11 protein-coding genes and 2 pseudogenes are annotated in these 14,715 nt (G+C 69.9%); 7 read left to right on the forward strand and 6 right to left on the reverse strand.

The features are described from left to right. Positions 1–116 precede the first annotated feature (116 nt). The 3 genes and pseudogenes from OG870_RS05455 to OG870_RS05465 all read left to right on the forward strand — a co-directional run bounded on the left by OG870_RS05455 (position 117) and on the right by OG870_RS05465 (position 5,549). Positions 117–3,584, forward strand: a complete 3,468-nt coding sequence (locus OG870_RS05455) for an indolepyruvate ferredoxin oxidoreductase family protein (RefSeq protein WP_269646748.1) — start codon at positions 117–119, stop codon at positions 3,582–3,584. A gap of 50 nt (positions 3,585–3,634) precedes the next feature. Continuing rightward, a complete protein-coding gene (locus tag OG870_RS05460) occupies positions 3,635–4,681 on the forward strand; it encodes a Glu/Leu/Phe/Val dehydrogenase dimerization domain-containing protein (RefSeq protein WP_327690675.1) in 1,047 nt (348 codons plus the stop codon). Then, a pseudogene (locus OG870_RS05465) lies at positions 4,681–5,549 on the forward strand (3-hydroxybutyryl-CoA dehydrogenase). The gene OG870_RS05460 and the pseudogene OG870_RS05465 overlap by 1 nt, the downstream one beginning before the upstream one ends. 469 nt (positions 5,550–6,018) lie before the next feature. Here the strand turns inward: OG870_RS05465 and OG870_RS05470 are convergent. The 4 genes and pseudogenes from OG870_RS05470 to OG870_RS05485 form a co-directional block, all read right to left on the reverse strand. Continuing rightward, positions 6,019–6,482: pseudogene (locus OG870_RS05470) on the reverse strand (electron transfer flavoprotein subunit beta/FixA family protein); the annotation flags it as partial. A 24-nt stretch (positions 6,483–6,506) separates the two neighbouring features. Beyond that, a complete protein-coding gene (locus tag OG870_RS05475) occupies positions 6,507–7,013 on the reverse strand; it encodes a DoxX family protein (protein WP_266586762.1) in 507 nt (168 codons plus the stop codon). Between the two features lie 140 nt (positions 7,014–7,153). After that, complete coding sequence (locus tag OG870_RS05480) at positions 7,154–8,434, reverse strand: acyl-CoA dehydrogenase family protein (protein WP_266586760.1); 1,281 nt, start codon at positions 8,432–8,434, stop codon at positions 7,154–7,156. Positions 8,435–8,445: 11 nt separating this feature from the next. Continuing rightward, positions 8,446–9,573, reverse strand: a complete 1,128-nt coding sequence (locus OG870_RS05485; RefSeq protein ID WP_266586758.1) for an acyl-CoA dehydrogenase family protein — start codon at positions 9,571–9,573, stop codon at positions 8,446–8,448. Between the two features lie 170 nt (positions 9,574–9,743). On the opposite strand from OG870_RS05485, the gene OG870_RS05490 reads away from it, so the two are divergent. Then, a complete protein-coding gene (locus tag OG870_RS05490) occupies positions 9,744–10,604 on the forward strand; it encodes an AAA family ATPase (protein WP_443063427.1) in 861 nt (286 codons plus the stop codon). A 17-nt stretch (positions 10,605–10,621) separates the two neighbouring features. Here OG870_RS05490 and OG870_RS05495 read toward each other — a convergent pair whose 3' ends face one another. Then, positions 10,622–10,909, reverse strand: a complete 288-nt coding sequence (locus OG870_RS05495; RefSeq protein ID WP_327690676.1) for an alpha/beta fold hydrolase — start codon at positions 10,907–10,909, stop codon at positions 10,622–10,624. A gap of 18 nt (positions 10,910–10,927) precedes the next feature. On the opposite strand from OG870_RS05495, the gene OG870_RS05500 reads away from it, so the two are divergent. The 3 genes from OG870_RS05500 to OG870_RS05510 all read left to right on the forward strand — a co-directional run bounded on the left by OG870_RS05500 (position 10,928) and on the right by OG870_RS05510 (position 12,430). Next, entirely contained in the window at positions 10,928–11,311 is a 384-nt protein-coding gene (locus tag OG870_RS05500; protein ID WP_327690677.1) for a VWA domain-containing protein, read from the forward strand. Between the two features lie 144 nt (positions 11,312–11,455). Next, positions 11,456–12,001 carry an FAS1-like dehydratase domain-containing protein gene (locus OG870_RS05505; protein ID WP_327690678.1) on the forward strand — a complete coding sequence of 182 codons (546 nt, stop codon included), beginning with the start codon at positions 11,456–11,458 and terminating at the stop codon, positions 11,999–12,001. Positions 12,002–12,016: 15 nt separating this feature from the next. After that, complete coding sequence (locus OG870_RS05510) at positions 12,017–12,430, forward strand: MaoC/PaaZ C-terminal domain-containing protein (protein WP_327690679.1); 414 nt, start codon at positions 12,017–12,019, stop codon at positions 12,428–12,430. 68 nt (positions 12,431–12,498) lie between these two features. Here OG870_RS05510 and OG870_RS05515 read toward each other — a convergent pair whose 3' ends face one another. Next, positions 12,499–14,646, reverse strand: coding sequence for an acyl-CoA dehydrogenase (locus tag OG870_RS05515; protein WP_327690680.1), 2,148 nt, complete (start codon positions 14,644–14,646; stop codon positions 12,499–12,501). Positions 14,647–14,715 lie beyond the last annotated feature (69 nt).

The raw sequence follows: 14,715 nt of genomic DNA on the forward strand, positions 1-14,715 counted from the left end.
TTCCGCCGAGTGGCGTTCTCGACAATATGGGTGAGATCCCGAAGTGCGGCAGGTTTGCCGCTGTCTCCCGCGCTGCTTGTCGGGCAGCGCCGGAGCCTGAGCAGTCAGGAACTGACATGACGGTCGCCATGCACGATCGCGCCGCGCCGGACCCGGCGGCGTACCGACTCGAAGACCGCTACGAGGTCGGGGGCGGACGCTCACTACTGACCGGCGTGCAGGCGATCGCGCGAGCCCTGATCGAGCTCCGCGCGCGCGACGCGGCTCGCGGTCGAGATGTCGCAGTCTTCGTCTCCGGGTACCAGGGCTCCCCGCTAGGCGGCCTCGACAGTCTGCTCGAGTCCATCCCGCGCCTGCGTGAGAACCACCGCATCCACCTCACCCCCGGGGTCAACGAGGAACTGGCGGCGACGTCGGTCTGGGGTACGCAGCTGCCGCTCCCCGACGACAAGAGGACGGTCGATGGGGTCGTGGGTGTCTGGTACGGGAAGGGGCCAGGCCTTGACCGCGCCTCTGACGCCATCCGTCACGCCAATATGTACGGAACTGACCCCGGCGGCGGGGTGGTGGCCTTCGTGGGTGACGACCCGTCGTCGAAGTCTTCCACGCTCCCGTACGCCAGCGACGCGACCCTGGCGGCGTTGAACATGCCGTTCTTCACCCCCCGCAACGCCGAGGAGGTCATCCTGCACACGCTCGCGGCTGTCGAGCTGTCACGGTTCTCAGGATGCTGGGTCGGAGTCAAGGTGTTGAGCGACGTCGCAGATGGCATGTGGACCGTTGCACGGGACTTCCAGTCACTGGAGTTCGAGCGACCGCTTGTCGAATGGGAGGGACGTCCTTGGACTTACGCCCAGCGACCGGTGCGCACCCCATCCGAGAGTCTTCGGGTTGAATCGGACCTCGTCGGGCCACGTTGGGCTGCGGCCGAGTCGTTCCTGGCGGCCAACGACCTGGACACCGTGCGGCCCGCAACCGCCCCCGCAGTCCTCGGCATCATGGGCAGTGGGACGGCAATCGACGCCGCCGTGCAGGCCTTCCGTGACCTTGGTGTCGACCATGAGGCGCTGTCCCGCGGGGGAATCCGCCTGATGGACGTTGCCGCACCGTACCCACTCGCCCGAGAGCGGGTCGCGGCATTCGCCGACGGCCTCGAGAAGATCCTGGTGGTCGAGGAAAAGAGTCCGGTGATCGAGCGGCAGATCAAGGATCTCCTGTACGCGCACCCTGACCGCCCGGCGATTGTCGGGAAGCGGGACGAGTCGGGAGCTGTGCTGGTTCCTGCCGACGGAGAGCTCGTCGCCGAGCGGCTGTACGGACCTGTGCGTCGCTTCGTCGGCGACAGGGTCCAGTTCACCTCGAGGCCGGCGCGTCGTGTCACCCTCGACCTTCTCAGCGTGCAGCGCACTCCCTATTTCTGCTCGGGCTGTCCGCACAACACCTCGACCGTGGTCCCTGACGGCTCCGTGGCAGGAGGCGGAATCGGCTGCCACACCCTCGCGTCGGTGTCCTCACGACAGGACTCGGCAATCACGGGATGGACCCAGATGGGTGGCGAGGGCGCCCAGTGGATCGGTCAAGCGGCATGGAGCTCGCACCGTCACATCTTCCAGAATGTCGGGGACGGTACCTTCTTCCACTCGGGCCAGCTCGCTGTACAGGCGGCCATCGCCGCCGGCGTCAACATCACGTACAAGGTTCTGTACAACTCAGCCGTCGCCATGACCGGCGCCCAGGACCCGCAGGCAGCACTACCAGTGCCGGCGCTCTCCCGGAAACTCCTCGCCGAAGGGGTAACCCGAATTGTCGTGTGTGCCGACGAGCCGGAGCGCTACCGGAGGATCCGCATGCCTCGCGGCTCGGTCGTGTGGCCGCGTGAGCGACTCGACGAGGCGCAGCGCCTCCTCCGGGACGTCGAGGGCGTAACGGTCCTGGTCTACGACCAGCAGTGCGCCGCAAACGCCCGCCGGATGCGAAAGCGAGGCAAACTCGAGCCGCGTCCGACCCGCGTCGTGATCAACCCTGAGGTCTGTGAGGGGTGCGGGGACTGCGGGGTCAAGAGCAACTGTCTCTCCGTGCAGCCCGTCGAGACCGAGCTCGGCCGCAAGACCAGCATTGAACAGACCAGCTGCAACTCCGACTACAGCTGCCTGCGCGGAGACTGTCCGAGCTTCGTCACCGTGACGGATGCGCCGACCCCCACCAAGAGGCGATCGAAGCGGACAGTTCCTACGGCGCCGAAGGTGCCGGACCTGGACGTCGAGTTGACTGACTCGAACGTTTTCATGGCTGGGATCGGTGGGACCGGGATCGTTACCGTCAGCCAGGTGATCGCCACAGCGGCGATGAGCGCGGGCTACGAGGTCAGGGGCTTGGACCAGACCGGCTTGAGCCAGAAGGCCGGACCGGTCGTGTCGCACCTCCGTCTGGTGGTGGACGCCGACGCCCCCGCGAACCGCGTCAGCGAGCAGGCGGCCGACCTCTATCTGGCCTTCGACCTGCTCGTGGCGGCCGACGCGAAGAACGCAGCGCGCACCGGAACCGAGAAGACCATGGTGATCGCCTCCACCAGTGCGACGCCTACAGGTGACATGGTCGCCGACGCGTCCATCACCTACCCAGACACCGATCTGCTGCTCGAACGCCTCCGCGGCGGCTCGAAGCGGGTCGTCGACTTCGACGCGCTGGCCCTGGCCGAGGGGCTCTTCGGTTCGATCCAGACAGCGAACCTGTTGCTGGTCGGGGCCGCGTACCAGGCAGGCAGCCTGCCGATCCCGGCCCAGGCCATCGAGGCCGCCATCACCCTCAATGGCGTGGCTGTGGACACCAACATCGCCGCGTTCCGGTGGGGACGTGCGATCGTCGCTGATCCTGGGTCGCTGCCGACTCGTGCGGAGACCGCGAAGAAAGACCCCTCGTCCCGGACCCAGGAAGCTCTCGAGGCGTCGGGGATCGAGGGCGAGACCCTTCGGATCACCACAGACCGGGCGACCCGGCTCGAGTCCTACCAGGGCACTGCCCTAGCCCGCTCGTACGTCGGCGTCGTCGCGCGGGCGTGGAGCGCCGAACGGGCGGTGGGAGTCGCCACGGCCTTCAGCGAGCAGGTCGCGCGCAACTTCTACAAGCTCGCCGCCTACAAGGACGAGTACGAAGTCGCGCGGCTCCTGACGGCGCCGGACGCGCTGGCCGCCGTTCATGCCGAGGCTGGGCCTGGGAAACTCCGGTTCAACCTGCACCCTCCGACCCTGCGCGCCCTCGGCTTGGGCAAGAAGATCCAGCTCGGTCCCTGGTTCCACCCAGTGATGCGGCTGCTCGCGACACTCAAGTTCGTCCGGGGCCACTGGTTCGACCCTTTCGGTCACACCGCTGTACGACGACTTGAGAGGAGGCTGGTGAGCGAATACGCGGCAGTGGTGCAGGAGTTGACCACGTCGCTCTCGCCGACCACCTACGAGATCTCGACCCGGATCGCGGCCCTGCCGGACACGGTGCGGGGTTATGAGGACGTCAAGGTCAAGAACGCCGAGGCCTACGAGTTCGAGCTCCGCGCACTCCGAGCCGAGCGGCAGGGGCTGGCCTCGTGACCGCGCGAGATCTCACCAGCCACGATGCGAACTCGTCCGTGCTCGAGGCCATGAGCGATGCCGACAGCCCTCACGAGCAGGTCATCTACTGCAACGACCCGGAGTCGGGGCTGAGGGCGATCATCGCCATCCACTCGCTCGCGTTGGGGCCTGCGGTCGGGGGCTGTCGCTTCCTGCCGTACGACGACGAAGCGAGTGCGCTGGCCGACGTCCTCCGGCTATCGCGTGGGATGACCTACAAGGCGGCCGCTGCCGGGCTCGACACGGGCGGGGCCAAGGCCGTCATAATCGGCGACCCCAGTCGCGACAAGACCCCGAAGTTGCTCGAGGCGTTCGGCAGGTTCGTCGACCGCCTCGGAGGCAGCTACTCCACCGCGGGCGACGTCGGCACCGACTCCGACGACATGGACATCATCGGCCGCGCCACCCGCCACGTCGCCTTCCGCAACACCGGCCGCGGTGGATCCGGTGACAGCGGCAGCAACACAGCGCTCGGGGTCTTCCAGGGCATTCTCGCCGCGGCTGACCACCGGTGGGGTTCGCCCGAGCTCCGTGGCCGACACGTCGGCGTCGAGGGGCTGGGAAAGGTCGGCTTCCAGCTGGCCGTGATGCTGCACGAGGCGGGCGCCAAGGTGACGGCAGCGGACCCGTCCGAGTTGGCCCGCGCCAAGGCGACATCGGCTGTTCCCGATCTGCCGATCGTCGAGTCCGTCCGTGAGCTGCGGACGGACGTGTACGCACCCTGCGGACTGGGCGGCACCCTCGACCACGACCTCGCCAGGCGAATCGAGGCCGAGATCGTCTGCGGAGGCGCGAACAGCCAGTTGGCCTCGTCTGACGTGGCGGAGGTCCTTCTCCGGGCCGGAGTGACCTGGGTCCCTGACTTCGTCGCGAACGTGGGTGGACTGATCCAGGCGGTGGCTGAGCTGCGTGGGGAGATTCCTGCTTCGGCGCGGGAGCGCGTGCTCGGAGTCCGAGCAACGGTGCTCGACATCCTGGAGGACGCCGGCGCAGCCGGGTCCACCACGCTCCATGCCGCCGAGGTCAGGGTTGAGCGACGTCTCGCTGCTGCCCGCTCTCGCCGGAGCGCCGTCTAATGCGCCGGATCGGCGTCGTCGGAGGGGGCCTGATGGGCGCGGGCATCGCCGAGGTGGGCGCTCGCGCCGGACTCGACGTGATTCTCGTCGAGTCCACCACGCAAGCGGCGACGTCCGCGCGGTCTCGCATCGATACCTCGCTTCAACGTGCCGAGGCGAAGGGCAAGCTGGGCCAGGGCGAGACGGCGCACCAGGTGCTGGATCGGATCTGCCGTGGCCACGGATCTCGGCGCCCTGGAGGATCGTGATCTCGTTGTCGAGGCCATCACAGAGGACGAACGGGCCGAGACCGTCCTTTTCGGTAAGCCGGACAGGATCGTCTCGACGCCTGACGCAATCCTCGCGTCGAACACATCGTCGATACCGATCATGAAACTGGGCGTCGCGACTCAGCGGCCTGAGCACGTAGTCGGCATCCACTTCTTCAATCCGGTCCCAGTGCTGCCGCTCGTCGAACTCGTCCCCTCACTGCTCACCGCGCCCGACACCGTGCGGCGATCCCGAGCCTTCGTCGAGGACCAGCTCGGCAAGCAAGCGATCGACTGTCAGGACCGCGCAGGCTTCGTCGTGAACGCGCTGTTGACCCCCTTCATCCTCTCCGCCATCCGGATGTGCGAGTCGGGCTTCGCGCCGCCCCGAGGACATCGACCGAGGACTCGTCCTCGGGGCGGCGCACCCACAGGGCCCGCTGGCGCTCGCGGACCTCATTGGGTTGGACACGACGAAGGCCGTGGCCGACTTGCTCTACGACGAGTTCAAGGAGCCGCTTTACGCGGCGCCGCCGCTGCTTCAGCGGATGGTGGACGCCGGCCTCCTCGGACGTAAGGCGGGACGAGGCTTCTACAGCTACGAAGGGAGTCCGCGATGAAGCGTGTGAACACCGCCTGCGATGTGAGCGACGTACAGTCCGACGCGGCGGGACGCGAACCCACCATTGGGCCGCTGACTCCAGAGGAGTGGCGTGCGGCGATCCTCAGCACGGTTGAGACGGACTGAGCCGTGGACAGTTCACTGACATCGTTCACCTTGTCCGAGGAGCACCCGGCGGCGGCCCCGGACCCGGCGGGGATCGGGTATCCGCCCCAGAACCTCGGCCAGAGAGGTGAACTGCTGCGGACCCGGGCAGGCGGAGTCGATGTCCTCGCAGTGGCGCTGCAGGACACCGATCAGGGAGGATGGCACGCGAACGCGACCCCTGTTCGTGATCAAAGGCTTCGACACCCTTGATCATCAGGGGTCGCGTCTCTCGTTACCGAACCGGGCGAACCGCACGCAGCGGCGCGTACGCAGGCGATCAGCTCATCTCGCCCGCTGAGAACGCATCAGCCCTGGGCCGCGACCAAGACCTCGGACAGCAGGGTGACCTGCGGGACGCCCAGGCGCTCGGCCAGCAGCGCGGGCACCACACCCATCGTGCCGTCGGTGGAAGCCATGCCCGAGACGACCAGGTCGAAGCCGGCCTTCTCGATCGCCTTCGCCAGCACCAGCGAGGTACCGATCGCATCCGTGCCGTGCAGGCCGTCGTCCTCGACGTGGACGGCCCTGTCCGCGCCCATCGACAGCGCCTTGCGCAACGCGTCCTTGGCGTCCTCGGGGCCGACGGTCAGGACGGTGACCTCGGCGTCTGCTGCTTCCTGCCGCCGGCCTTCGGCGATCCGCAGCGCCTGCTCGACCGCGTACTCGTCCAGCTCGGAGAGCAGACCCTCCACGCCGTCCCGGTCGACGGTCAGGTCATCGGCGAAGGGCCGGTCGCCGTGGCGTCGGGCACGTACTTCACCGTGACAACGATCCTCAGACTCACTCGTGTTTCTCCTCACATGGCGGTTCAGGACGCGCTCGGCGCCTGCGGGCGATAGAAGAGCGCGAGCAGGGTCCCCGTCCCGAGGACCGCGGCGCCGAGCGCGACGCCGGTGCCCGGCCAGCCGGTCAGCTCGATGCCGGCGGCCGTGTCCACCGCGTACTCGCCGGGCCCCCAGGCCGCGAGTGCCAGCGACAGCACGGCGAGGACCAGGACGTACTCGTAGCCGTCCTTGAAGACGAAGAAGCCGTTGCGGCGGTGCGCGAGCAGACCCGCGACCAGCATCACCGAGATGACGGCGGCGCCGGCGAGCGAGGTGAACAGCCCGGCGGCCAGCAGGACGCCCGCGCCGATCTCGGTGAGCACGCTCAGGTGCGCCTGCAGGCGTGGTCGGCGCAGCCCGAGTCCGCCGAACCAGCGCGCGGTGCCCTCGATCCCGCCTCCGCCGCGCCAGTGGTTCCAGCCGTGTACGGCCATCACCGCGCCCACAGTGAGCCGTACCAGCAGCAGAGCGGCGTCACCCGCCTCACCCATGTCGTTCCTCCTCGCAGGGCAGGGCCCGCACGATGCGCCGGACCACGTCCGCGGCCGACAGGGTGGTGGCGAGGGAGGGTTCTGCTGTGGTCATGTTCCGTTATGTCCTTCCCGAGGACCTCAGGTGCGTTGTTCGGCCTTCAGCGCCCGTGCCGGACCTGGTTGAAGGGGACGTCGCGGTCGGCGGCGTACTCGCGGGGCATTCCGAGGATCCGTTCGCTGATGATGTTGCGTGCCATCTCGGTGCTGCCGCCGCCGAGCTGCTCGGCCTGGCGGAACAGGAAGGACACGCCCACCTCGCGGGTGTCGGGCCCGTCGGGGGCGGACATCGCGGCGGCCGGGCCGGCGAGTTCGAGTGCGATCTCTGCCTGGCGGGTGGCGCTCTCGCCGTGGAAGAGGCGGATGAGCGAGCCGGCGGCGGGAGGCATCTTCTGCGTGCGCATGCCCGCGGTGACCCGGTCGACGAGATGCCCGTGGATGACGCCGAGGGCGTGCGCCTCGGCGATCAGCTCCCGCGCGTAGGGGTCGTCCGCCCGGCCGGTTCGGCGGACCAGGTCGATGAGCGGATCGGTCTCCGTGCCGCGCCGCCCTTCGGCCCGCGCGCCGCTGAAGTACGGTGAGCCGCCGCCGACGGCGTTGCGCTCGTGGAACAGCTGGCGCGAGGCGACCGCCCAGCCGCCGCCCACCTCGCCGACCACCGCGGAGGCCGGGACGACGACGTCGTCGAAGAACTCCTGGCAGAACTCGTCGCCGCCGTTGACCTGCTTGATGCGTTCGATGTGCACACCAGGCTGATGCACCTTCATCAGGAACATCGTCAGTCCCCGGTGCTTGGGCGCGTCCCAGTCGGTGCGGGCCAAGCACAGCGCGTAGTCGGCGGCGTAGGCGCCCGAGCTCCAGATCTTCGAGCCGTTGAGGACGAACACGTCGCCGTCGCGCTCGGCGCGGGTCGTCCCTCCGGCGAGGTCGGAGCCGCCGCCCGGTTCGGACAGGAACTGCACGAGCACCTCGTCACCGCGGATCGCGGCGGCCAGGTGCTCACGCCTCTGCTCCTCGCTGCCCATGTCGAGGATGGTCGGGCCGCAGATGGTGAACGTCGGCACATTCAGCAGCATCGGCATCTCGTAGTCGGTGACCTCCTCGTTGAAGGCGCGCTGGTGCGCGGGGGTGAGGCCGAGACCGCCGTACTCCTCGGGGTAGCAGATTCCGGCGAAGCCACCCTCGTACAGCGTGCGTTGCAGGACACGGGCCCGCTGCCAGGCGCTCTGGTCGCTCGACACGTTCCTTTGCGCACGTTCGTCGGCGGGCAGGTCGGCCAGGCGCCGCAGGTTCGCCGGGATCCACTCGCGGGCCCGCAGGCGGAAGCTGTCGACGCTCTCCATGCCGGTAGCGTCGGACACGGCCGTCGTCGTCGCGGTCATCTCGAATCTCCTCAGACGTTCAGCAGATCGGCGATACGGCGGCGGTGCGCGGACGGCGTGCCCCACATGAGCCGGTTCACCGTCGCCCGGCGCAGGTAGATGTGGATGTCGTGCTCCCAGGTGACTCCCAGGCCGCCGTGCAACTGGACGCAGTCCTGGATGATGTCGGTGGCCCGCTGGCCGAGGTAGGACTTCGCGACGCTGACCAGCTCACCGGCGTCGGCCCGGCGCTCCTGCACCGCGCGGGCGGCGGCGGCCATCGTCGCCTGGCCGGACTCCGACCACAGCGTCATGTCCGCCATCCGGTGCTTGAGCTCCTGATAGGAGGCGAGCGGCCGGCCGAAGGAGTAGCGGTCGAACATCCACTGCCGGGTGAACTCCAGCACGCGCTCGACGACACCGACGAGTTCGGCGCACTGCAGCACGACGGCGAGCTGGAACTGGCGCTCGACGGCGGCCGCGGCACCGCCGGCCGCTCCCACGAGCGCGGTGGCCGGGACGCGTACGCCGGTGTAGTCGACGCGTGCGAAGCCGCGCACCATGTCGAGGCTCTCCAGCGGGAGGACGGACACGCCGTCCGCGTCGCGCTCGACGACGAACTGGCTCAGGCCCTCGGGGGTACGGGCGAGTACGAGGAACGCGTCCGCGTCGCCGCCGTGCTCGACGCCGTCGTGCGTGCCGTCGAGGACGTACCCGTCCCCGTCGGGCCGTGCCTCGATCGCGCCCGCTTCGGGGTCCCAGCCCCCTCCCGGCGCACAGCAGGCCCAGGCGGCGACCGTCGAGCCGTCGAGCAGCCTGCCGAGGAGTCCGGCGTGCCGGTCCGCTCCGGCCGCTTCGGCGAGGGCGGCGGCGACGACGTTGACCGCGGCGAGCGGTCCGGGCGCGCACCCGCGTCCGAACTGCTCGGCGATGAGCGTCGCGTCGACGACCCCCTCGCCGGATACGCTGCCGCCGCCCGTCTCCTCCGGCACGACGAGCGACGTCCACCCCAGTTCCGCCCCGCGCTGCCAGGTGACCCGGTCGAACGTGCGGCCCTCGTCGTGCAACGCGCGGATCACACCGAGCGGGGCGGACTTCTCCAGGTAGTCCGCTGTCGCCGTCTGCAACAAGCGCTGGTCGGCGGTCAGTTCGAATCTCATGACGGCACCTTGCCCTCCCGACGATGCACTGCGAAGCCGACGGCCATGGCGCCGGGGCTGCCTTGACCGGCAGTCTACACGCCATTACGGTAATGCATACAGTAAAAGCAATGTGCGGCCGGGCGCAGGGCTGACGGGTCGGCACGTCACCCAGCACGGGAGCGTCGCAGATGCCCGACTCGCCGCATTTCGACTCCTCCCAGCAGGTCACGGACCGGCTGCGGGGCACCGGTCATGCCCCGAGTCCGCGCATCGCGGGTGTCGTACACCTGGCCGAACGCCTCGGCAAGCCGGTCCTCGTCGAGGGTCCGGCCGGCACGGGCACGACGCAGCCGACCAAGAGCGTCGCCGAGTCCTGCGGGCCGCGGCTGATACCGCTGCAGTGCTACGAGGGCCTCGACGAGGCGAAGGCGCTGCACGAGTGGGACTACCGCAAGCAGCTCCTGCACATCGCGCGGGCCGGGACCGCGGGCGGGGACGCGTGGAGAGCGAGTTGTTCCACGAGCGCTTCCTGCTCACCCGTCCGCTGCTGGAGGCGATCCGCTCCGAGGAACCGGTCATGCTCCTCGTCGACGAGGTCGACCGGCTCGACATCGAGACCGAGGCACTGCTGCTGGAGGTGCTGTCGGAGTATCAGGTGTCCCCCCGAGCTGGGGACACTGCGGGCGCGTACCACTCCCCTGGTCTTCCTCACCTCGAACAACAACCGTGAGCTCTCCGAGGCGCTCAAGCACCGCTGTCTCTACCTGCACATCGGCTATCCGACCGCGGAGCACGAGCGGGACATCGTGCTGGCGCAGGTCCCCGGCATCGAGGCGGTCCTCGCCGGCAGGGTCGGCCAACTGGTGCGGTCGCTGCGCTCGCTGGAACTGCGGAAGAAGCCGTCCGTGGCGAAGACCCTGGACTGGGCGCGCACCCTCGTCCTGCTCGGCGCCGACGACGTCACGACCGAACTGCTCGCCGACACCCTTCCGGTACTTCTCAAGAACGAGAGCGACATCGCTCTCGCCCTGAAGGAGTTCGGCGAGTGACACCCCGCCCCACGGGGTCAGTCCCCGTCGAGGAAGCGGAGTACGGAGTCGACGCATCCGATGTCACGCGGAATCGCGAAGTGGTCGACACCCTTCAGGACGACCCGCGAGCAGCGTGGTAGCGCTGCGGCGACCTGCTCGGCCGGGCCGCCGCGGTCGGCGCCACCCTCCACGACCAGGCAGCGAGTGGTGATCGCCGCGAGATCGGCCGTTCCGGCGCGTGGCTGACTCGACCGGGCGAACGCGGCGACCGAGGCCCGGTCGTTGCCCGCCACGTCGACGAGACGGCGGATCAGGCGCGGCACGCCGACGGCCTCGACGAGGTGACCGACCTGATCGAGCGGTCCGCGAACGTGCTGGAGGTGGCGAGCGAGATCAACCGGCTCGGGCTCGGCGTCTGGCTGGACGGCCGCTCGGACTACGGCAACGCCATCGAGACCTTCAGCCGGGATCACGCCGGTGAGCTGCGCGCCCGCACCACGGTCCTGGTCCTGGGCGACGCCCGCTCCAACTACCACGCACCGCGCGCCGACGCGCTCGGCAGGATCGCCGGCCGCTGCGGGCACCTGTTCTGGCTCAACCCCGAGCCACGGGCCGCCTGGGACAGCGGCGACTCCGTGATCGGTCGGTACGCCGGGTACTGCGACGAGGTGGTGGAGTGCCGCAGCCTGCGGCAGCTGCGCGCCTTCGTCGAGCGCCTCGCCTGAGCCACCCCATGCCGTCCACACCACAGACCGAAGAGAGGTGACCCGCATGGCAGATGACGTGCTGGGCCTGCTCCGGCCGGCGTACCCCGCCAGCAAGGCCTTCCTGCCGAACGGGCACCGTAACCCCACAGGAGCAGTGCAGTCATGACGGACACCACGAAACCAGCGCAGGCCGCGGTGAGTCACATCTCCGGCGAGATGCTGGCGGCCGTCGGCCGCACCCTGTCCCGCCGCGTCTCCTTCCCCGTCTCCGAGTCGGACATCCGCCGCTGGGCGCTGGCCGTCTACTACCCCGACGCCCCGCCCGAGCGCTTCATCGAGGCGGAGACCGCCGCGAAGCCGCGCCACGGCGGGATCACCGCACCGGAGGACTTCAACCCCTTCGCCTGGCTGGCGGCGCTGCAGAGCGCGGCTCCGTCCGGCGGGAAGGAGAACGATCCCGGCTCCCTCGAGCGCATGCTCGGTATCACTCCGCCGCCGTTGGAGTTCCAGCTGAACGGGGGCCTGGAGGCCGACTACGGCGTGCCGATGCGGCCGGGTGACGTGATCACCTCGGAGAACCGGCTGATGTCGTACGCCGAGCGCCCCGGCCGGCTCGGTCTGATGCTGTTCACCGTCACCGAGGACACCTGGACGAACCAGGACGGCAAGCTCGTCAAGCGCAGCCGTACGACTCTCATCCGCTACTGACCGCGTCGAGGAATCATGACCACCATACTCAGTCCGGCCGTCGGCGACAGTCTGCCGGAGTTCACCCGCACGACCGATTTCGCCCACTGGAACCGTTACGCGGCCGTGAACGACGAGTTCGTCCCGATCCACATGGACGAGGAGGCCGGGCGGGCCGCCGGCTACTCGGGGGCCTTCGGGATGGGCAATCTGCAGTGGGCCTACCTGCACAACCTGGTGCGCGACTGGCTCGGCGGCGCCGGCCGAATCGTGTCGCTGCGCTGCCGGTTCCGGGCCGTCAACACACGCGGCATGACCGTCTGCGCACGCGGCAGGGTCACCGCGGTGCGCGTCGAGGACGGCGTGCGCCTGGTCGACCTCGACGTGTGGACCGAGGACCAGGACGGCAACCAGATCGCTCCCGGGAAGGCCGTCGTCGAGCTCGAGTGACGTCGTCACATGGCGGGCCCGTCCCCGGTGACCGGGGACGGGCCCGCCATGTGACGCTCCCGGCCCGGTCAGCGCACCAGTGGGTCGCGGGGCAGGCCGAGTATGCGTTCGGCGATGACGTTGCGGGTGATCTCCGAGGTGCCGCCGGCGATCGTCAGGCACCGGTCGAACAGGTACTCCACGGCGATCTCCGGTTCGTCCCCGGTGACGGCGGCCGTGCCGCACAGCCGCAGCGCCAGCTCGCTCACGCGCTGGGCGTGCTCGGCCGACAGCAGCTTGGTCACGTTGCCTTCCGCGCCCGGCCCCGCCCCGGTGACGGCACGCGTCGCCTGCCGCAGGTTGATCACCCGCATCGCCTGCTCCTCGACGATGAGCCGGGCGATCGCCCGCCGGCTTTCGGCATCGAGCGCGCCGTGCCGCAGCGCGAGGTCGGTCAGTTCGAAGGCCGACAGGCGCTCGGGCGACCCGCCGCCGATCGTCACCCGCTCGTTGCCGAGAGTCGCCCGGGCGACCTTCCAGCCGCCGCCCGGCTCACCGACGATGTCGGCGTCGGGGACGAACACGTCGTCGAAGAAGACCTCGTTGAACAGCGCGTCCCCGGTGATCTCGCGCAGCGGCCGGATCTCGACGCCGGGCGCGGTGAGGTCGACGACCATCGCCGTGATACCCCGGTGCTTGGGCGCCTTTGAGTCGGTCCGTACCGTCGCGAGGCCCCGGTTGCAGTCCTGCGCGCCGCTGGTCCACACCTTCTGGCCGGTCACCCGCCAGCCGCCCTCGACGCGTTCGGCGCGGGTTCGCACGGCGGCCGCGTCGGAGCCGGCGTCCGGTTCGCTGAACAGCTGGCACCACCGCAGTTCGCCGAGCAGGCTCGGGGTGATCCACCGCTCGATCTGTTCCTGGTCCGCGGTCTGGGTGAGCGTCAGCAGCACCCATCCGCCGATGCCCAGCGAGGGCATCTCGATCCCGGCCAGCTCCTCCTCCAGGACGAGCTGCTCGATCGCGCCCGCCCCGCGTCCGAACGGCTCGGCCCAGTGCGGCACCAGGTATCCCGAGGACACGAGCAGCGCCCGGCGTTCTTCCTCCGGAGCGGCGCGGTACCGGTCGAGGAAGGCAAGGGCCTCGGCACGATAGGCGTCGGCCTCCTCGGGCAGTTCGACCGCGAACTGCCGCCGTACGCCGGCGTGGGTGGCTTCGTAGACGTCGTCCTCGGCCGAGCCCAGGGCGGCCACCACGGCCCGGAGCGCCGCCGCGCGCCTGAGGTGGAGGTGGGCGTCGTGCTCCCAGGTGAAGCCGATGCCGCCGAAGATCTGGACGGCCTTGTGCGCGCACTCCTGGTAGCTGCGCAGGGCCAGGCCGGCCGCCGCCGCGGCCGCCAGCTCCGCTTCGGCCGGGGCGGCCGCTCCTCGGGCCGCGTCCCAGGCGAGCGCGGTGGCCAGCTCGACGGCGACCAGCATGTCGGCCAGGTGGTGTTTGACGGCCTGGAAGCTGCCGATGGTCCGGCCGAACTGCTCTCGTACCCGGGCGTATTCCAGCGCGAGGTCCAGGCAGCCCCGCGCCCCGCCGGCGGCCTCGGCGGCGGCCAGCGTCCGGAACACCGCGGCCGCCGGGCCGAGGGCGCCGGCGAGGACATGGCCGTCGGCCGGGACCAGCCCGGTGACGGAGACCTTGGCGAGCCCCAGCGACGGATCCAGGCCCTTCACCGGGACCACGTCGACCGCCGCGTCGGTGGTGGGGGCCATCAGCAGGTCGTCGCCGGCCGCGAGGAGCAGCACGTCGGCCCATCGCCCGGCGAGCACCGTCAGCTCGCCGCTGTACGCGCCGTCGTCGTCGCGGGTCAGTCCGGCTGTGAGCCCGAGTCCGGCGACGGCCGAGCCGTTGCCCAGCCGGGTGACGAACTCGTGCAGCGAGTCGCCCCCGGTCGCGGACAGGACTGCGGAGGCGGTGGCGGTGGCCAGCAGCGGGCCGGGCGTGATCGCGTGACCCAGTTCGTCGACGACGACGGCGAGTTCGGGAAGGCCGAAGCCGGAGCCGCCCGCCTGCTCCGGCAGGTGAAGGCTCAGCCAGCCCAGGTCGCCGATCCGCTTCCACGTCTCGGGTACGGCGGGAGCGTCCGCGTCCAGCGCGGCGCGCGCGCCGCTCCTGACCCGCTGATCGGCGGCGAAGGAGCGGACGACGGCCGCGAGCGCCTGGTGTTCCTCGGTGATGGCAAGCCCCATCGGGCGACTCCTCGATGCTGGGACCGGCCGACCCACCGTCGGCCACTCCTTATACCGTATGACTTACAG

The organism is Streptomyces sp. NBC_00461, assembly GCF_036013935.1.
In the GTDB taxonomy this organism is placed as follows: domain Bacteria; phylum Actinomycetota; class Actinomycetes; order Streptomycetales; family Streptomycetaceae; genus Streptomyces.